This is a genomic window from Thalassotalea ponticola, from assembly GCF_041379045.1.
GTDB classification, from domain to species: domain Bacteria; phylum Pseudomonadota; class Gammaproteobacteria; order Enterobacterales; family Alteromonadaceae; genus Thalassotalea_A; species Thalassotalea_A ponticola.
Genome location: NZ_CP166871.1, coordinates 3,170,029 through 3,188,906 on the forward strand (window position 1 = coordinate 3,170,029; position 18,878 = coordinate 3,188,906).

Annotated in this window: 16 protein-coding genes; 4 read left to right on the forward strand and 12 right to left on the reverse strand. The window is 46.8% G+C overall.

Annotation, left to right across the window (positions count from 1 at the left end; genetic code table 11):
• Positions 1-43: 43 nt before the first annotated feature.
• Positions 44-2,638, forward strand: a complete 2,595-nt coding sequence (locus ACAY30_RS13975; protein WP_290251710.1) for a penicillin-binding protein 1A — start codon at positions 44-46, stop codon at positions 2,636-2,638.
• Positions 2,639-2,757: 119 nt separating this feature from the next.
• Here the strand turns inward: ACAY30_RS13975 and argH are convergent, their stop codons facing one another.
• Genes argH through argC form a run of 5 tightly spaced genes read right to left on the reverse strand, consistent with a single transcriptional unit; the run spans position 2,758 to position 8,703 of the window.
• Entirely contained in the window at positions 2,758-4,695 is a 1,938-nt protein-coding gene (gene argH, locus ACAY30_RS13980; RefSeq protein ID WP_290251711.1) for an argininosuccinate lyase, read from the reverse strand.
• Position 4,696: 1 nt separating this feature from the next.
• On the reverse strand, positions 4,697-5,911 hold the full coding sequence (locus ACAY30_RS13985) for an argininosuccinate synthase (protein WP_290251712.1): 1,215 nt from the start codon (positions 5,909-5,911) through the stop codon (positions 4,697-4,699).
• A 42-nt stretch (positions 5,912-5,953) separates the two neighbouring features.
• Entirely contained in the window at positions 5,954-6,865 is a 912-nt protein-coding gene (locus ACAY30_RS13990) for an ornithine carbamoyltransferase (protein ID WP_290251713.1), read from the reverse strand.
• Positions 6,866-6,893: 28 nt separating this feature from the next.
• Positions 6,894-7,676: an acetylglutamate kinase gene (gene argB / locus ACAY30_RS13995; protein ID WP_290251714.1), complete on the reverse strand. Its 783-nt coding sequence runs from the start codon at positions 7,674-7,676 to the stop codon at positions 6,894-6,896.
• The gene (argC, locus tag ACAY30_RS14000; protein WP_290251715.1) at positions 7,666-8,703 is read right to left on the reverse strand and encodes an N-acetyl-gamma-glutamyl-phosphate reductase; all 1,038 of its coding nucleotides are present in this window, start codon (positions 8,701-8,703) and stop codon (positions 7,666-7,668) included. The genes argB and argC overlap by 11 nt, the downstream gene beginning before the upstream one ends.
• A 273-nt stretch (positions 8,704-8,976) precedes the next feature.
• Between argC and argE the strand changes: the two genes are divergently transcribed.
• Entirely contained in the window at positions 8,977-10,131 is a 1,155-nt protein-coding gene (gene argE, locus ACAY30_RS14005) for an acetylornithine deacetylase (RefSeq protein ID WP_290251716.1), read from the forward strand.
• Positions 10,132-10,150: 19 nt separating this feature from the next.
• Here argE and metF read toward each other — a convergent pair whose 3' ends face one another.
• Both metF and metB read right to left on the reverse strand, forming a co-directional pair.
• A complete protein-coding gene (metF, locus tag ACAY30_RS14010; protein WP_290251717.1) occupies positions 10,151-11,032 on the reverse strand; it encodes a methylenetetrahydrofolate reductase in 882 nt (293 codons plus the stop codon).
• A gap of 45 nt (positions 11,033-11,077) precedes the next feature.
• Complete coding sequence (metB, locus tag ACAY30_RS14015) at positions 11,078-12,232, reverse strand: cystathionine gamma-synthase (RefSeq protein WP_290251718.1); 1,155 nt, start codon at positions 12,230-12,232, stop codon at positions 11,078-11,080.
• A gap of 193 nt (positions 12,233-12,425) precedes the next feature.
• Here metB and metJ point away from each other — a divergent pair, with 193 nt between their 5' ends.
• Positions 12,426-12,752, forward strand: a complete 327-nt coding sequence (gene metJ / locus ACAY30_RS14020; protein ID WP_290251719.1) for a met regulon transcriptional regulator MetJ — start codon at positions 12,426-12,428, stop codon at positions 12,750-12,752.
• Positions 12,753-12,820: 68 nt separating this feature from the next.
• On the opposite strand, the gene ACAY30_RS14025 is transcribed toward metJ, so the two are convergent.
• Positions 12,821-14,068, reverse strand: a complete 1,248-nt coding sequence (locus ACAY30_RS14025; RefSeq protein ID WP_290251720.1) for a malic enzyme-like NAD(P)-binding protein — start codon at positions 14,066-14,068, stop codon at positions 12,821-12,823.
• Between the two features lie 190 nt (positions 14,069-14,258).
• Between ACAY30_RS14025 and ACAY30_RS14030 the strand changes: the two genes are divergently transcribed.
• Positions 14,259-14,843 (forward strand): hypothetical protein, encoded by a 585-nt coding sequence (locus ACAY30_RS14030; RefSeq protein ID WP_290251721.1) that lies wholly within the window; start codon positions 14,259-14,261, stop codon positions 14,841-14,843.
• 112 nt (positions 14,844-14,955) lie between these two features.
• Here ACAY30_RS14030 and ACAY30_RS14035 read toward each other — a convergent pair whose 3' ends face one another.
• The 4 genes from ACAY30_RS14035 to hflK all read right to left on the reverse strand — a co-directional run bounded on the left by ACAY30_RS14035 (position 14,956) and on the right by hflK (position 18,768).
• Positions 14,956-16,254, reverse strand: coding sequence for an adenylosuccinate synthase (locus tag ACAY30_RS14035; protein ID WP_290251722.1), 1,299 nt, complete (start codon positions 16,252-16,254; stop codon positions 14,956-14,958).
• 144 nt (positions 16,255-16,398) lie between these two features.
• Positions 16,399-16,554, reverse strand: a complete 156-nt coding sequence (locus ACAY30_RS14040) for a DUF2065 domain-containing protein (RefSeq protein WP_371189936.1) — start codon at positions 16,552-16,554, stop codon at positions 16,399-16,401.
• A gap of 169 nt (positions 16,555-16,723) precedes the next feature.
• Positions 16,724-17,608: a protease modulator HflC gene (gene hflC, locus ACAY30_RS14045; RefSeq protein ID WP_290251724.1), complete on the reverse strand. Its 885-nt coding sequence runs from the start codon at positions 17,606-17,608 to the stop codon at positions 16,724-16,726.
• Positions 17,609-17,610: 2 nt separating this feature from the next.
• Positions 17,611-18,768, reverse strand: a complete 1,158-nt coding sequence (gene hflK, locus ACAY30_RS14050; protein WP_290251725.1) for an FtsH protease activity modulator HflK — start codon at positions 18,766-18,768, stop codon at positions 17,611-17,613.
• Between the last annotated feature and the right edge of the window lie 110 nt (positions 18,769-18,878).

Sequence of the window (18,878 nt, forward strand, 5' to 3'; positions counted from 1 at the left end):
CTGTTATATTATCGCTAGTTTTTTCAAATTGGTAGTAATTTTTGTGCAAATTATCAAGTGGTTATTAAAAGTTTCCATTGTTATTACCCTACTAGGCATCACCGCGGTAGGTGGCTTCTATCTTTACATGAAAAAAGATTTGCCAAGCGTTGAAGTATTAAAAGACATTCAGTTGCAAATTCCGATGCAAATATACTCTAACGAAGGCAAGTTAATTTCCCAATACGGTACTAAGCGCCGCATCCCGGTGAAGCTTGAAGACATGCCGCCAAAGCTGATTCAAGCCATTTTAGCAACCGAAGACAATCGCTTTTACGAGCACTTCGGCGTTGACCCTATCGGCATGTTACGGGCCGCTTTTTTATTAGTCACCAGCGGTGAGATTCAAGGTGGTGCAAGTACCATCACCATGCAAACAGCGCGCAATTTCTTTCTTACCCGCGAACAGACTTTTATCCGTAAGATTAGAGAAATATTTATTTCATTGCACATGGAGAGCTTGTTAACTAAGGACGAGATTCTCGAGCTGTACTTAAACAAAATTGAACTCAGTCATCGCGCATTCGGCGTCGGTGCAGCTGCACAAGTATATTACGGAAAAGAACTTGACGAGCTAACTCTAGGTGAAATTGCGGTTATCGCTGGCTTGCCAAAAGCGCCGACTACATACAATCCAATTAGCTCTCCAGAACGGGCGAAATTTCGTCGTACCACAGTGTTACAACGCATGCTGGTTAGTGGCTATATCACCGAGCAGGAGTATGACCAAGCCAACAACGAAGACATTCACACCAAGCGACACGGCGTAAACATTGAAGTTGAAGCACCTTATGTGGCATCACTGGCAAATAAGCGTGTTCTAGAAATGTATGGTCGCGATTTTGCCTACGGCAAAGGTTTGAAAGTCTACACCACGGTGCAAGCGGATTTGCAACAAGCGGCCAATCAAGCGGTGATTGACAACATATACGCCTACGATCAACGTCACGGCTATCGCGGCCCGATTAAGCGCTTGTGGTTAACCGAGCAAGATAGACAAAAGCTACTCGCCCAATACCAAACCTTCGCCTCGGCACAGCGCCTCGCACAAATGCAAGATGAGTGGGCTCAGCTACCGAGCTCGCCAATCACCAAAGCGCAAATCGAAGAGCAGTTAAACGACATTCCGACGTATAACGACTTACAGGCTGTAGCCGTTTTATCGGTAGAAGAGCAATCGGCACAAGTCATAACCGCAACAGGAGAGTCAGTTACGCTCACTTGGGATGGGCTCAAATGGGCTCGGTGGTTTATTGATGACAAAACCCAAGGCAAGGCTCCCGACCTGGCTAGTGAGATCGTCAGCGCTGGCGATATTGTCTACGTGCGACAGCTCGGTGAGGACAACTGGTTGTTGAGTCAGCTCCCCGAGGTATCGGCAGGGCTCGTTGCCATCTCACCTGATAACGGTGCCATTTTGGCCAGCGTTGGCGGCTACAGCTTTAAACAAAGCCAATTCGATCGTATCACCCAAGCCAACCGCCAAATGGGCTCTAATATTAAGCCGTTTGTCTATTCTGCTGCTTTAGCCAATGGCTATACGCTGGCGTCTTTGGTTAACGACGCACCAATCAACCAGTGGGACAAACGCTCGGGCTTTGCTTGGCGACCTAAAAACTCACCGGCTGTTTACGAAGGGCCACTTCGCGTCCGTGTCGGACTGGCGAAATCGAAAAACGTCATGTCAATACGGTTACTGCGCGGCATGACAATTGACGCGCTTATTGAGCACCTCAGCCTGTTTGGATTTAATCAACAAACTTTACCGCGCAATGAATCCATCGCATTGGGCTCAGCTTCGGCAACGCCATTACAAGTAGTAACTGGCTACGCTTCGTTTGCCAACCAGGGATATTTGATCGACCCCTACGTTATCGACCGCATTGAAGATGCCAGTGGCAATATTATTTATCAAGCATCGCCACCCGTCGCTTGCTACGCCTGTGAGCAGGCGCAACAACAGTATGCCAACAGCTTTGAAAGCAGTGAGCAGTTAGATGTTGATTTGCTAACCCAACAAGTAGCACCGCGCATTATTAGTCGCGAAAATGCATTCTTGGTTACCCAAGCGATGAACAGTGTTATTTGGGGTAGCGGTGGCGACTGGTCTAAGGGAACCGGTTGGATTGGTACCGGTTGGCGAGCTAAATCACTAGAGCGCCGGGACTTAGCCGGTAAAACAGGTACCACAAACGAATCAAAAGATGCCTGGTTTAGTGGTTTTAGCCGTCACTTGGCGGCGAGTAGTTGGATTGGTTTTGATGACCCTAGTCGCACCTTGGGTCGCACCCGCGTCAATAGTAACCTAGGTAAAAATCAAACCGCTGGTGGTGAAGCCGGTGCCAATGCCGCGCAACCAGCGTGGATAGGTTTTATGAAAACCGCATTAGAGCAGTTTCCCTACGCGCCATTTGAGCAACCCAATAATATCGTCTCAATTCGCATCGATAAACAGACTGGTAAACGCACCAATAAGAGTGATTCAAGTTCGCGCTTCGAATACTTTATTATGGGTACCGAACCACAAGAATGGGTGACAGAAGAGAATGTAGAGCAGTTACTTGAAAGTAACGACCAAGACGAGCCCGAAATTTTCTAACAACGCTACCGCACCAGTGAGCGAGCTCGATTAGCTCACTGGTCGGTTTTTCTCTGTTATCGCAATCGCTCGTCGCCGCTTTGCTATTACCGTTTTGCGATAAGTAAAAAGCAAATCATCTATTGGCTGTTACTCGACACGCGACTCGCGCCATCTTTTGACTGGCTAAACATTAATACCTGATCGCCGTTCGCTTCTGTGTCGTTGACTACACCTTCACTACTGCCAATACAGTAAATGAGAGCAACCTCATCACAACACTGCTGACGCGGACACAACTCGCAGTCTTTCATCACTTTTTCCGGTAAACGCGCCTTGTCACTCAAGTGAAAATCGAGCTTTTCAAAAAACGCCGGCTTGCGTGTTAACACAAATACCTTACTCAACGCCAGTTGCTTGGCTCGGCGAATCAAAAACTGACACAATTCAACGCCATACCCTTTGCCCTGATGACTGTTCTCTACACCCAGTGAACGTATTTCGGCCAGTCCCGTGCTGTAGATGTAAAGTGCTGCGCAGGCAACAACTTGGCCCTGCTCTTCAATGACTGCGAAATCGCGAATGGATTTGATCAAGTCGTCTTCGCTGCGCGGCAAGTTTTCCTCCCGGCTAGCAAAATAGCTGACCAAGCGATTTATCGCCCGCAAGTCGGTGAGTTTGGCATCGCGCACCCGGTAACTTGCTCTGCCTAGCGCTAACCGCGTTTGCTCTATCGCCTCGCTCACCTGTGCTAACCCGGTCCCGCCAATCGCTTGGCGCTTATTGACCAAGTATTCCAACTCTAAAATGGGATACACATCGTCTTCTATTAGGGTGGTAAATTGATGAAATTCGTCGATGCGCAAATTTTCAAGAGGCTCGCTCTGAGCAAGGGCGTAAACCACTATTGCGCCGGTAATATCATGGGCTGTTCTAAATGGCATTCCCTTTGCTACTAGGTAGTCAGCAAGTTCTGTTGCATTGGCATAGCCTTCACAAGCTGCTTTGCGACACTGGGCGTCGTTGAGCTCAATGCTATTGGCCACTTCGCCGGCCATCTCAAGGCAACTATACCAAGTGTGCAATGCGTCAAATAAGCCTTGTTTATCCTCTTGCATATCTTTGTTATAGGCCAATGGCAAGCCCTTCAGAGTAACCAGTAGTCCCTGTAATGCCCCATAAACCCTGCCGCATTTGCCTCGAATGAGCTCTAGTGCATCGGGGTTTTTCTTTTGTGGCATCAGCGAACTACCCGATGTGACTTGATCGCCCAAATGAATAAATCCCGCCTCACCTGAGTTGAAAAAAATCAGATCTTCGCTAAAACGCGACAGATGCATCATGCCGGTTGCCGCAACAAACAGTAATTCAGCAACGTAATCTCTGTCCGATACCGCATCCAGTGAGTTCAAGCACGGACCATCAAAGCCCAACTGCTGAGCCAAGGCGACGCGGTCAATATCGTATGCACTGCCCGCCAGCGCGGCACAACCTAACGGGCACTGATTGACCCGCTTACGCGCGTCTTGCAAGCGGCCAATGTCGCGCTGAAACATTTCAACGTAGGCCATACACCAATGCGCAAAACGAACCGGTTGCGCCCGCTGTAGGTGGGTATAACCAGGTAATATGTGATGTTTGTGGTTTTCCGCCAAATTTAACAGAGTATTAATGGTGCTGTTTAACAGATCGAGTAATTCATCCACTCGTTGACGACACCACAAGCGCAAATCAGTACTCACTTGGTCATTTCGACTACGTCCGGTGTGTAGCTTGCGGGCAACATCACCAACCATGGCAATAAGTTGCGTTTCGACAAAGCTGTGAACATCCTCAGTCTGTGACTGACTCATATCAATGTCGCCTTTGCCAACTTGTTCAGCCAGCGTCAGCAATGCATTTTGCAGAGTCTGTTGCTCTTTTGCGGTTAGCACCCCAACTTTACAGATAGCCTCTGACCAAGCAATAGACGCTTCGATATCTTGCTCGAGTAAAACAAAATCAAACGCTAATGAGTCGTTAAATCGTTTGAATCTGTCGCTGCTGGCTTCGACAAACCGACCACCCCATAATGCCATATCACTTCTCCCTCTGATGCAATGCTTTAATCCGACTGGCAAGGCTAAACAAGCGTATAAAGCCTTCTGCGTGTTGTTGCTGATAAACGTCATCCGCGCCAAATGTCGCAAACTCCTGTGAGTAAAGACTATTCACTGAGCGGCGTTGAATTACCGTTGCGTTGCCTTTGTACATTTGTAACACGACATCACCGCAAACCTGTTCAGCCAGCGTTTGGCAGGCAGCTAGCTGTGCTTTAGCAACGGGCGTAAACCAACGGCCATCATAGAGCGTGTGGGAAAATTCAAGCGCAATTGACTCGCGAAATTTTAAGCTCGATTTATCGTGAATCAACGACTCTAACGCTTTATAAGCACTCATTAAAATAGTGCCTCCAGGGGTTTCATAACAACCTCGAGATTTCATCCCAACGAGGCGATTTTCGACGATGTCAATTCGACCAATGCCGTGCAGTGACGCTTTGTCATTGAGGTACTGCAACGCTTGATAAGCGGGCATCTCTTGCTCATCAACACTGACCAAACGGCCTTGCTCAAAGCTCAGCACGATCGATTCAGCTTCATCCGGTGCGTCCATGGGATCTTGGGTTAGGGTCCAGATCTGTTTTGACGGTGGGCTCCACAGGTCTTCTAACTCACCACCTTCATGAGAGATATGCCAAGCATTGGCATCTCGACTGTATATCTTCTCTAATGACGCACTACAGGGTATCTGCCGTTGCTGTAAATAATTGAGTAAGTCTTCTCTTGACGCCAGTTGCCACTCTCGCCACGGGGCAATAACTGTTAACTGCGGTGCTAAGGCGGCAAAACACGACTCAAACCGCACCTGATCATTGCCCTTTCCTGTGCATCCATGGCAAAGCGCATCGGCACCCAGTTGCAACGCTAAGTCAACTTGCGCCTTGGCGATAACGGGACGTGCCATTGCGGTACCGAGCAGATATTGTCCCTCGTAGACCGCGCCGGTTTGCACAATCGGATAGATGTAGTCTTCGACAAACTGCTGTTTTAAATCAACCACATAACAACTGCTCGCCCCAGATTGCAACGCCTTTTCTTCAATACCATCTAACTCGTCTTGACCTTGACCAACGTCAGCGCAAAAGGCGATCACTTCGCAGTTGTTGTAATTTTCCTTTAACCAAGGAATGATCGCTGACGTATCCAAACCACCTGAATAGGCTAATACCACTTTATTAATTTGCTTTTTCATCGTTAAAACTCTTTTTTATCCGCGTGTTGCCAACGCTTTTGATTAGGTTAATAAGTTTGTCAACAGCGCACTTTGAGCCCACATCCGGTTTTGCGCCTGTAACATCGCGATACACTGAGCTGACTCAAATACACGACGACTGATTTCTTGCTCGACATGCGCTGGCTGACAATGCATCACAACCTCTGCATTGGCATGCTTAACTAAGTCGCTGTTGACCTGATATGGCATAAAAATATCGAGGCGTTGTTCGATTGCTTCTTTATCCCCCATCGACAGCCAGGTATCGGTGTAAATTACCTGCTGATTTTGCGCTGCAGCAAGGTCGTTACTGAACACAATTCGACTGCCACTTTGCGCACTGATGATCGCGCTTTGTTGGGCAATTACTGGATCAACCTGATATCCCTCAGGGGTAATAATGGTAACGTTGACACCAAGTAGTGCCCCCATAATCAACAGCGATTGAGCCACATTATTGCCATCGCCAACAAAGCATAAATTCAAGCCTTTAAGGGTGCCGAATGTTTGGGTTAACGCCATGTAATCAGCGAGCGCTTGGCAGGGGTGGTAATCATCGCTTAAGGCATTGATAACCGGTACGGTTGCGTGAGCGGCGAGTTCATTCAATGCGGATTGGTAAAAGACTCGAGCGACAATGGCATCACACCAGCAACTCAAATTTTGGGCTAAATCACAAATTCGTTCACGTTCGCCTAACAAGCCATTTTGCTGGCCCAAATAAACGCTATGACCACCGAGCTTGGCAATGCCAACGTCAAAACTCACGTGCGTTCGCAACGACGGTTTTTCAAATAACATGGCAATCGACTTACCCGACAACTGGTTCTGATAATTTTTTGTCTGTGCTTTTATGTCTATCGCTGTGGCAATGAGCGAGGTCAGTTGCTGCTGATCTAAATCATTGTCTTTTAAAAAATGCTGTAACGACATAGGTACCTTCCAATTATTAATTATAAGTTTAGATGTTAGGAATAATGCGGGTACCAAATTCACCACCTGAATACATTTGCAATAAATGTTGTGGTGTTTTCCAACTGGTAACCGCGATACTTCGTCGCAATCTCGTTGCCGCTTCCAAGGCGGCGTTGACCTTGGCTACCATCCCTTCGCAAATCACCCCTTCGGCGATCAGTTGTTGGGCGTGTTGATGATCAAGTGAGCGAAGACAAGCATTATCTGCACCATAGACACCATCGATATCAGTTAAAAAAACCAATTCCGCCTGCAATAACATGGCTATGACGACCGCGGCATCATCCGCATTGACATTGACCAGTGAACCGTCGTTAAGCGCCCCTATTGAGCATACAATCGGTAAACACCCAGCACTGAGTAACGCGTTTAGCAACCACGGGTCGTTCGGTTGTGTTACACCCACTTGCCCCAAGTGCGCATCTCTAGGTTGGCATGTTGTTGTTTGTCCATCGTGTAACGCCACACCGACGGCCATAACGCCGGCTCGACTCGCCGATGCCACCAACTGTTTGTTGACGTCTCCTGCTAACACACCACTGATAATCGGCATATGGGATTTTGGAGTGATGCGCAACCCCGAGTGTTTTTCGCTAACCAAGCCGGCTTGTTTGAGCATTTTATCAATCATCACGCCGCCGCCGTGAACCAAGGCAATACGCACTGATTGTTGTTGAAGTTGGGCAATCACCTCAAATAACTGGCTTATCGCCTGCCGCTGTTGCAATATTGCGCCACCTACTTTTATCACCAGTGTTTTATCGCTCATAATGCCCCCTAATTAAGGCGGTCGACATAGCATAGCCAAAACGCATGTTGAAACATTGCACCGCTTGTGATGCAGCCCCTTTTAGGAGGTTATCTATTGCGCAACACACCACTAGGGTCCGTTTCTGTTGCTCATATTGCCAATGCAAATCGGCAAAGGGGGTTAGCGCCACGTTATCTATTTGCGGCCACTGGTTCGCTAAACGCACAAAAACCGACTGTTGATATGCCTGTTTAAACGTTGCATCAACCAACTCTTCAGTTGCATCACTCACTAACTTAACGGTTGTGGTTGTCATCAATCCGCGCTTAAACGGGGCAATATGCGGATTAAATACTATTTCAATATCTTGATTTCCGGCGTGTTGCGATATCTCCGGCTGATGGCGATGACTGAGAATATTGTAGGCTCTGAGGCTGACTTCGTTAAAACTGGTCGCAAGTACAGGCGAACGACCTGCGCCGCTTGCGCCACTGATACCATTGATTACCACAGCCTGGGTATTGTCTAGCAAACCGCTCTGGCACAACGGCTTGATCGACAATAAACTGGCGGTCGGATAACAGCCCGGTAAGGCGATAAGCTCAGCGTTGTCTAATTCGCAGTCGGCGAATTCAGGTAAGCCATAAACCGCTTGTTCTAGCAACTGAGGGTGTTGATGGTCAAAATCATAATAAGCCCGATAGTCTGCCGTTTGCTTAAGTCGAAACGCACCAGATAAATCAAACACGCAAATACCTAATTCGATAAAAGCGTGTGCCCACTGCTGCGAGTAGTGGTGAGGCGTGGCCATAAACACGGCATCGAGCTGTTGATGATGGCGCTCCAGCCACTGCCAAGAGAAAGGCTGAAGGTGGAAATCACACAAACCCAGCATCTGCGGATATAAATCGCTAAACCGTTGGTGTGCACTTGAACTGTGTTCCGACACCAGTAAATTCAGCGTATTTATTTGAGGGTGACAGCTCAGCAATTTAACCAGCTCAGCCCCGGCGTAACCGCTTGCACCTATTATCGCCACATTCATTTACCAACCTTCCCCAAATGCAATTTTATTCACCTTACAAAAAACCATTTAGCTCGCCGCCAAATCGCCGTCTCGCTACAGGCCAAACCGAAAACACGATCCAACAGATAGTTACCAAACGTAGACAATCTAAAAAAATAACCGTCAACGACGAAACGACCACAAAAATTCAATTCGCTCAGTTGACGATTAATAAAAAGATAACAATATAATAATATTTATGCAATATTATAGAATAATTATAATTTAACAGACGATAACAAAGAGCGTTTGATGACATCCACATTACCTAACTTGCAACAGGCACTCAGCCAGTTAATCGCTATGCCGTCGATCAGTTCAGATAGGCTCGACTTCGATCAATCCAATTTACCGGTGATCGAGTTATTAGCGAGCTGGTTTGAATCACTGGGCTTTACTATCAGCATTGACCAAGTGATTAACACCAACAACAAATACAATATGCTAGCTACACTTGGCTCTGGTGAGGGGGGGCTATTACTATCTGGGCACAGTGATACAGTACCTTATGACGATCAGGGCTGGCTCACCGATCCATTCAAATTACGGTTGATAGACGACAAATTCTACGGTCTTGGCAGTTGTGATATGAAAGGCTTTTTCGCCTTTGTATTGCAGGCGTGTACCGCCATTCCTCGGCATAAGCTCACTAAACCTCTGTATATATTGGTCACCGCAGATGAGGAAACGACCATGGCTGGCGCGCGCTTTTTCGTCAAACAGCAATTAGTCAAACCCGAGGTCGCCATTATTGGTGAACCCACTGAGTTGAAGCCTGTGCACATGCACAAGGGTCATATGTCGCATCGCATAACGGTGCGCGGCAAGTCCGGTCATTCAAGCGACCCGGCCAATGGTCTCAATGCAATTGAGGTTATGGTGGAGGTTATTCAACGCTTGCAACTACTGCGCAAACACTTACAGCAAAATTACCGCAACGCGGCGTTCAGCGTGCAACAACCGACGCTAAACTTAGGTGCGATAAAGGGCGGAGATAACGCCAACCGCATATGCCAAGATTGCTACCTCGATATTGACCTGCGGGCCATACCGGGTATTGCCGATGAAGATTTATTGGCGTGGCTTGCCGATGCGCTATTACCGATTTGTAAACAACACCCCGGTAGTATTCAAATGCAGCCACTACACGCCAGCTCGCCAGCGTTTAAAGAAGCACAGGATAGCGAGTTGGTGGTCAGTGCCCAGCGCTTCTCTGGCCATTGTTGTCAAGCCGTTAACTACGCTACTGAGGCACCATTTATTCAGCAATTAGGTTGCCAGACGTTGGTCTTGGGGCCGGGCTCAATTGACCAAGCCCATCAAGCAAATGAATACCTACACGTTGATCAAGTTGAACCGACCTTGGCGTTATTACACCGGCTAATTACTCATTATTGCTGCGCGTGAGCGCACTTATCATGTTGCGTTAAGGTCTAACGCCGAGAGTGTGACAAATTGCATAGGTTAACTCTGAGCGATTCAAGGTATAAAAATGAAAGTCATTTACCCCCTCACTGCACAAAATTTTAACCTGCTCCATCGCAATATTTGCCCCCACTAAGTTGCGCGTGGTTGGGTCGTCATCTAAGCCCTCATAAAGCTGCCCCATCCAGTCTGGGACACTCACATTGGTAAGTGCTGCAAATCGCTTCAACGTGGCAAAATTTGAAACGGGTAATATGCCGGGCACAATATCGACATCAATACCTACCGCAACGCAGCGATCGCGAAAGCGCAAAAACGCGTCCATATCAAAAAAGAACTGGCTAATTGCTCGCGTAGCTCCCGCATCAACCTTGCGCTTCAAATTAACCAAATCAAATTGTGCATTAGGTGATTCTGGATGCGTCTCTGGATAAGCGGCGACCGAAATCTCAAAGTCAGCCACCTGCTTTAACAAGCTAACTAGGTCATTGGCAAACATCGATGGTTTACTCTGGCCGTCAGGTAAATCACCGCGCAATGCAACGATATGACGAACGCCACTGTGCCAATAATCCTTGGCAATATCGATGAGTTGCTCGGTCGATGCATCGATACAGGTTAAATGGGGTGCCGCTTGTAGGTCAGTCTGAGCTTGAATGCGTTTGATAACTGAGTGAGTGCGATCTCGGGTGCCACTTCCCGCGCCGTAGGTAACCGAGACAAAACTCGGATTTAACGGCGCCAGTCGTTCTACCGATTGCCATAATGTCTGTTCCATTGCGGCGCTATTTGGCGGAAAGAACTCAAATGACACGTTTAAATCGCGATCTAAATCGCGAACGGTGCGGTTTAATAATTCTAGCTGTCGAGCTTTCGCATTCATAACACACTCCTGCTGTTATTGATCGAGTTCTATAAGTCAAAGCTGTTAAGTCAAAGCGTCTAACGCCTGTTTGAGATCAGCGACGATATCAAGTGCCGACTCAATCCCCACTGATAAGCGCAGTAACGACGGCGAAATTCCCGCTTGTTGTTGCGCTTTGGCATCCATGCCTGCGTGAGTCATCGTTGCTGGATGAGCAATAAGCGATTCCACCCCGCCTAGTGATTGAGCCAAGGTAATTAAGGTTAACGAGCTAACAAACTGACGCAGCTGCTGATCTTGTCCCGCCAGTTCAAAAGACACCATAGAGCCGTAGCCAATTTGTTGTTTACTCGCAATATCATGCCCTTGATGATCGCTAAGCCCCGGATAGTACACTTTCGCCACCTGTTTATGGGTGGTTAGCAACTGCAGTACCGCTTGGGTATTAGCACTGTGCTGCACAATGCGCAGCGGCAGCGTTTTTATACCGCGTAGGGTTTGATAAGCATCAAACGCACCGCCGGTAACACCGATGCAGTTTGCCCACCACGCTAGCTCTTCACCAAGCGCTCGATGTTTGCAAATGAGAGCGCCACCAACGACATCCGAGTGGCCGTTGATAAACTTGGTGGTTGAGTGAATAACAATATCTGCACCGTGCTCTAACGGTCTTTGTAGCTCTGGCGATAAAAACGTATTGTCGACAGCAACAACGGCATCAACACAACGTGCCAACTCACAAATTTGGGCGATATCAACAATGCGCAGCAATGGATTACTTGGCGTTTCAACAAGTATCACCTTGGGCTTTTTACGCAATGCCAAACGCACTGCGTCAAGGTCGGTTTGATCGACGATATCAACGATAAACTGGCCGCGTTTGGCCAAATGGGTGAATAACCGGTAACTACCACCATAACAATCGTGGGGGATCAAGATTCGATCGCCACTGTGCAATAGTTGACACAACAGTAAAATCGCAGCCATACCGGTATTGGTAACGATTGCATGTCGCCCACCTTCGAGATCGGCTAAGACACTGGCGAGTGTATAGGTAGTCGGATTTGCTGTGCGCGCATAGTCAAACTGACGTTTTTGGTTAAAACCTTTGAGGCTATACGTCGTCGACATGTGTAGCGGTGCCACCACGGCACCGTAGTGCGCGTCGCGATTAATGCCCGCTTGAGCGGCAATGGTTGCACTTTGTCGCTTACTCATCGTCAGCCTCTCAAAATAGATGTTTAGACGTCTATAAATCTATAACTAAAAAATCATCCGGTCAAGAAAATATAGACATCTAAACGTCTTTGCTGTTGAATATTGACTAACATCGCATATTCAGTACAATTTGTAGAACAGTTATCAGCGCCAATATTGCCACTGATACATTGCAAAAATTAAGGGAACTCAAATGGCTGACTGGAACGGTGAATACATTAATCCATACGCACCACATGGTAAAAAAAGTGAGCAAGTGAAAAAAATCACGGTCTCCATACCGCTGCGCGTATTAAAAGTACTGACGGATGAAAGAACTCGCCGGCAAGTGAACAACTTGCGTCACGCAACCAATAGTGAATTATTGTGTGAGGCATTTTTACATGCCTTTACTGGGCAACCCCTGCCCAGCGATGAAGATCTGGCTAAAGACAACGAACATCAATTGCCAAAAAGTGTGCGCGAAGCGCTAGAGCAACAGGGCATTACCGATTTTTCCCCGTTTGAAGAAAACGACTAAAAAAAAAGTGCGTTATACGCACTTTTTTTATGTCTTGGCAAAATCTAGACCACACAGAGCTGCAGACCCTAGTCTATATTCATATAGTTAGTCGGCAGATCGATGCCCGCCACACCAGACTCGACAGCGGCTTTTGCCACGGCCAAGGCAACTTTTGGTAGTAAGCGAGGATCCATCGGTTTGGGAATAATGTATTGCTTGCCAAATTCTAATGTTGCGCAGCCACTGGCACGCAGCACAGAATCAGGAACGTCTAAGCGGGCAATTTGACGAATCGCCTCAACAGCGGCAACTTTCATCGCATCATTGATTTGTCGAGCTCGAACGTCTAGCGCCCCGCGAAAGATAAACGGAAAACACAACACGTTGTTGACCTGATTTGGGTAATCGGAACGGCCTGTGGCCATAATTAAATCATCTCGGGTAGCGTGCGCAAGTTCAGGTTTTATTTCAGGGTCGGGGTTAGAGCACGCGAATACAACCGGATTTTCAGCCATCAGTTTTAATTGCGGTGCAGATAACAAATTAGCACCCGACACTCCGACAAATACGTCGGCGCCATCGATGACGTCGTCTAGGGTACGCTTGTCGGTATTGTTGGCAAATAACTTTTTAAACTCATTTAAATCATCGCGACGAGTGTGGATGACTCCCTTGCGGTCAAGCATGTAGATGTTTTCGCGTTGCGCACCACAGGTGATCAGTAGCTCCATGCAAGCGATAGCGGCGGCGCCCGCTCCCATACAAACAATCTTGGCAGACTTGAGTTGCTTACCTTGAATGTCTAGCGCATTGAGCAAGGCGGCGGTAGTGACAATCGCGGTACCGTGTTGATCATCGTGAAAAACAGGGACTTTACAACGCTCTATTAGTGCTTTTTCGATGGCAAAACACTCAGGCGCTTTAATATCTTCAAGGTTGATCCCGCCAAAGGTATCGGCAATATTCGCTACCGTATTAATAAAGTCTTCTGTGGTGTTGTGTTTAACTTCGATATCAAACGAGTCGATATCGGCAAAGCGTTTAAACAACAGCGCCTTGCCTTCCATTACCGGTTTCGAGGCCAGAGGTCCTAAATTGCCGAGACCGAGAATAGCTGTGCCATTACTGATCACTGCGACAGTATTGCCTTTGTTGGTATAGCGATATACAGCATCGCTGTTGTCAGCTATTTCGCGCACTGGTTCAGCCACACCAGGGCTATACGCCAGAGACAAATCATCAACCGTATCTGCCGCCGTAGTCAGGGCGACACTGATTTTGCCGGGTTTCGGGTGAGCGTGGTAGTCGAGGGCTTTTTGACGAAGATCTGTCATTGATATATCCTTTGCTATTAAGCTATAGGTTGTTATGTGTATCGGGGATTGTAATTTTTCCGTATGTTACATGAAAACTTACCAAATAGTTATCAGAAACAGGTCGTACTTTATCGACCGAGCTAGGGTCTTACCAATATCCAACCGAGCGGTTAGGCTGAGTCAACACAACAATAACAGAGAATCTTTTATGATAGGTAAAGCACCGGTCTTATTTGCCGTTGCCATCGCGGTCAGTCTATGGCCATTGACAGGCAACGCCAACAGCCAAGCTCAACACCAGTTCTTTCAGTCGTTGACGCGATTGTGTGGTCAAGCGTTTTCAGGGCAAGTGATCACCGATTCAAGTGATAGTGAAAACTTTGCCAATAAGCAGCTAATTATGCATGTGCGACAATGCTCAGAGAACGCAATTGCAATTCCTTTTTATGTCGGTGACGATGCTTCTCGTACTTGGCTGATCACTAAAACCAATGATGGCTTGCAACTTAAGCACGATCATCGCCATAAAGATGGCACAGCTGATAAGTTGACCATGTACGGTGGTATCACTGAGGATGACGGTTGGCCACAATTACAAAGCTTTGTCGCCGATGATGACAGTAAGCAACTGTTTGTCGAAATGCAATTATTTGAATCAATAGATAATACTTGGCGAATCGCAATTTACCCTGAGCGCTTTAGTTATCAGTTAGTACGCTCTGGACGGGTGTTTCGAGTAGACTTTGATTTAACCAAACCAATTCCCCCACCTCCACCACCTTGGGGTCACTAATCGCCCTGCACCGCATCGCTGCGCATTGCGCAGAGCAAATAGGTTGTGAGAGAAAGACGAGAAGTGTGGAAACAAAAAAGCCGGCTAATGCCGGCTTTTTGTTTGAATCATTTTACTCGTCAAATGGATTGACTAAAATCATCGTTTCAACTCGGTCAGGACCCGTTGAAATAATATCAATCGGCACGCCGGTTACTTCCTCTAAGCGCTTGATATACGCTACCGCGTTGGCAGGAAGTTGGTCAAAAGACGTTGCGCCAACGGTTGACTCGTCCCAACCAGGCATAGTTTCGTATACCGGCGTAATGTTCTCATAACCTTCAGCGGCCATTGGTGGTACCGTCAGTACCTCACCATCTGCTGTTTTATAGCCAGTACAGATCTTTAACTCTTTTAATCCGTCAAGAACGTCAAGCTTGGTTAAACAGAAACCACTAATCGAGTTTACTTGTACTGCACGGTGCATAGCTACGGCATCGAACCAACCACAACGTCGCTCTCGACCTGTTGTTGCGCCAAATTCATGACCAACGGTACCCAAGTGATTACCGATTTCATCGTTTAATTCGGTTGGGAACGGACCTGAGCCTACGCGCGTTGTGTACGCTTTAGTGATACCAAGCACGTAATCAAGGTAGCGAGGACCAAAACCACAGCCTGTTGCTACACCGCCAACGGTGGTATTTGATGAAGTAACATAAGGATAGGTACCGTGATCGATATCAAGTAATGTGCCTTGTGCGCCTTCAAACATGATTGACTCGCCATTTTTGCGAGCTTGATCTAGCGTCTCGCTGACATCGTTCATCATCGCAATGATAGTCGGTGCGATAGCCATCACTTCTTGGTAAACGGTTTCAACGTCTAGAGCGTCTGCTTTGTAGTAGCTGGTTAGCACAAAGTTATGGTATTCCATAATCTCAGCTAATTTTGCTTTGAATGATTCAGCATCTAATAAATCGCCAACACGAAGACCGCGACGGGCAACTTTGTCTTCGTAAGCAGGACCGATACCGCGACCTGTGGTACCAATCTTCTTCGATCCACGAGCGTGTTCACGAGCATTGTCTAAGGCAATGTGGTACGGCATGATTAACGGACAGGCATCACTAATAAGCAAACGCTCGCGCACTGGAACGCCGCGCTCTTCTAGCATGCTAATTTCTTTCATTAACGCTGTTGGGCATAACACAACACCATTACCGATCAAGCATTTAACGTTTTCGCGTAAAATACCTGATGGAATTAAATGAAGTACGGTTTTTTCACCGTTTACGATTAGAGTATGACCCGCGTTGTGACCACCTTGATAACGAACAACGTATTTCGCTTTATCCGTTAACAAGTCTACAACTTTACCTTTACCTTCGTCACCCCACTGGGTGCCTAAAACAACGACGTTTTTGCCCATAATATATTTTGCAAATCACCAAAAAAATTGAGGTCGAATTCTAACAAATACATTATCCTAGATCATCTTTTTTGTGTGATTTTTTACCTTCAATTGTCAGCGAAAAGTGACGATAAATTAAGTTATCGCGACCAATAGATAAGACTAACCGTACAACCACAGCATAATGATAGCACCTAATCCTACCAATAGCAGACCAATTTGGCGGATTTGGCTGGTTGGCTCATTGGCCAGTTTTAACATAAAACTCTGCCAGCGATTTGGAAAGAGCAATGGCGCAAGTCCTTCAAAGATAAACATAAGTGCAACCGCGCTTAGTAAAATGTCATAGCTCATCGTGGGTATAGTCAACCGTGGTAAGTACAACCCTAAGCAACACAGTTACCGCGATTGACGGCAGGATGAATCGGCTTATTGGCTGTTGTGTTATTGATGAAAAAAAGCCCACAAACATGTGGGCTTATTTCGTTTACTGGTCTTTACTGTTGTCTTTGAGATAGTGGAAAAAGTCACTGTCTGGTTTGACAATCATGATGTCGCCCTTGTTGCTAAAGCTTTTTTCATACGCTTCTAAACTGCGCACAAAAGAATAGAACTCAGGATCTTTGTTAAATGAATCAGAGTATATCTTAGCTGCTAGCGCATCACCCTCACCTCGTACTTCAAACGCCGTTTTATTGGCATCCGCTATCATGATGGCGATTTTTTTGTTGATCGTCGCTTCAATTACCGCCGCTTTCTCACGACCTTTCGAGCGATGCTCTTTGGCAACAACTTCACGTTCTGCACGCATACGTTGGTAAATTGAATTACTAACTTCGCCAGGTAAGTTAATGCGCTTTACGCGGACATCGATAACTTCAATACCCAACTCCGCCTTTGACGACTCAGCGCTGACCATGGCTTCTTCCATTAGTGAATCGCGGTCACCCGATACGATTTGTTTAATGGTGCGCGAACCAAACTCCGTTCTCAAGCCGTTGTTTACCTTTTGCTTTAACAACACTTCGGCATTGTTAAAGTTACCACCACTGGTACGCACGTAGAACGTCGGGAAGTCAACAATACGCCATTTGACGTAGCTGTCTACTAACACGTCTTTTTTCTCAGCAGTAACGAAACGGTCTGCTTGATCATCAAGGGTTTGAATGCGCGCATCTAGCTTATTTACACGCTCGATAAGCGGTATTTTGAAGTGCAAGCCAGGTTCGTAAATCTTTACATCACCATTGCTGTCGCGTTTGATTTTAGAAAATTGAAAGACAATCGCTTTCTCTGCTTCGTTAACCACAAATACCGATGATACGGTCAATAAACCGAGTACAACTAGCACAATAAGTGAGAAATTCTTCATGATTAATTACCTCCTCGGTTAAAACGATCATTACGCGAAGAGTTTGAATTTACGCTCGAGTTTTGTCCTTGTGTCGGTACACGCGGAACGAGAGGAGCAGCTTCTCGTTTGAAGTTTTGCACCGCACCTGACGCTTGTTGTTGCATAATTTTGTCGAGTGGCAAGTACATCATGTTGTTACCGCCTTCAACATCAACCATAACTTTTGACGTGTTGGAGTAAATCTTTTCCATTGCGCTTAAGTACAAGCGTTGACGAGTTACCTCTGGTGCCGCTTGATATTCCGGTAGCAATTTATCAAATTTAGCCACATTACCTTGAGCCGCGAGTACCACTTGATCGCGATACGCTAGCGCTTCTTGTTCGATGCGTTTCGCCTCACCTCGAGCCTTCGGCTCGGCTGATAGCGCATACGCTTCAGCTTCTAGAATAAAACGCTCTTCGTCCTCTCGTGCGGCAATCGCATCGTCAAAGGCGTCTTTTACTTGTTCAGGTGGACGGGCATCTTTAAAGTTAACATCGGTTAATAATAGACCCATGTTGTAAGGCTCGATTACCTTTTCAAGTTCTGCGCGAACCGCTTGACGCACGCGTTCACGACCTGAGGTAAGTACCTCATCCATTTTCGAATGACCGACAACATAGCGAATAGCACTATCAAATGCGTGCTCTAAACTGCCATCGGCATCAGTGACGTTAAACAAATAATTGCGCGCGTCAATAATCCGATACTGTACTTGCATCTCAACACGCACGACGTTTTCGTCTTCGGTCAGCATAAAACCGCTAGCGGGTAAGTTACGAGTGGTTTGCACATCAACCGGGATTACGCGTTGGATAAACGTCGGTTGCCAGTGAATACCCGGTTCAACCAACCCGTTAAACTCACCAAATTGCAAAACCACGCCTTTTTCGGCTTCTTTGATAGTGTAAAATCCACTGATCGCCCAAACCACCAAGGCAATAATAACGATCAAACCGGCACCAAGGCTGCTAAATTTATTGCCGCCAGATTTGCCCGGTTTGTTACCACCAAACACGCCGCCAAACTTGTTGCCTAAATCTTTAAGCAATTCATCGAGATCCGGTGGACCTTGATCACGCCCACCTTTGTTTTTCCAGGGATCATTATCGTTCTTCCCCGGTTCATTCCAAGCCATTCTGGTCTCCGTTATTAGCAATTGTTATTGTCAGGCAAATCATTGCCTTATATTAAATCAATTATAGTCAATTAATAATACTATCAATAGCCTAGGGGTTGTGTATTTTT

What these genes read in the sequence shown, in the direction of transcription:
- argH (WP_290251711.1), bottom strand. Translation starts at nt 4,695, where the DNA reads ATGGCATTATGGGGTGGTCGGTTTGTCGAAGCCAGCAGCGACAGATTC.
- hflC (WP_290251724.1), bottom strand. Translation starts at nt 17,608, where the DNA reads ATGAAGAATTTCTCACTTATTGTGCTAGTTGTACTCGGTTTATTGACC.
- ACAY30_RS13985 (WP_290251712.1), bottom strand. Translation starts at nt 5,911, where the DNA reads ATGAAAAAGCAAATTAATAAAGTGGTATTAGCCTATTCAGGTGGTTTG.
- argB (WP_290251714.1), bottom strand. Translation starts at nt 7,676, where the DNA reads ATGAGCGATAAAACACTGGTGATAAAAGTAGGTGGCGCAATATTGCAA.
- argC (WP_290251715.1), bottom strand. Translation starts at nt 8,703, where the DNA reads ATGAATGTGGCGATAATAGGTGCAAGCGGTTACGCCGGGGCTGAGCTG.
- hflK (WP_290251725.1), bottom strand. Translation starts at nt 18,768, where the DNA reads ATGGCTTGGAATGAACCGGGGAAGAACGATAATGATCCCTGGAAAAAC.
- ACAY30_RS14040 (WP_371189936.1), bottom strand. Translation starts at nt 16,554, where the DNA reads ATGTTTATCTTTGAAGGACTTGCGCCATTGCTCTTTCCAAATCGCTGG.
- ACAY30_RS14030 (WP_290251721.1), top strand. Translation starts at nt 14,259, where the DNA reads ATGATAGGTAAAGCACCGGTCTTATTTGCCGTTGCCATCGCGGTCAGT.
- ACAY30_RS14035 (WP_290251722.1), bottom strand. Translation starts at nt 16,254, where the DNA reads ATGGGCAAAAACGTCGTTGTTTTAGGCACCCAGTGGGGTGACGAAGGT.
- metJ (WP_290251719.1), top strand. Translation starts at nt 12,426, where the DNA reads ATGGCTGACTGGAACGGTGAATACATTAATCCATACGCACCACATGGT.
- ACAY30_RS14025 (WP_290251720.1), bottom strand. Translation starts at nt 14,068, where the DNA reads ATGACAGATCTTCGTCAAAAAGCCCTCGACTACCACGCTCACCCGAAA.
- ACAY30_RS13990 (WP_290251713.1), bottom strand. Translation starts at nt 6,865, where the DNA reads ATGTCGTTACAGCATTTTTTAAAAGACAATGATTTAGATCAGCAGCAA.
- argE (WP_290251716.1), top strand. Translation starts at nt 8,977, where the DNA reads ATGACATCCACATTACCTAACTTGCAACAGGCACTCAGCCAGTTAATC.
- metB (WP_290251718.1), bottom strand. Translation starts at nt 12,232, where the DNA reads ATGAGTAAGCGACAAAGTGCAACCATTGCCGCTCAAGCGGGCATTAAT.
- metF (WP_290251717.1), bottom strand. Translation starts at nt 11,032, where the DNA reads ATGAATGCGAAAGCTCGACAGCTAGAATTATTAAACCGCACCGTTCGC.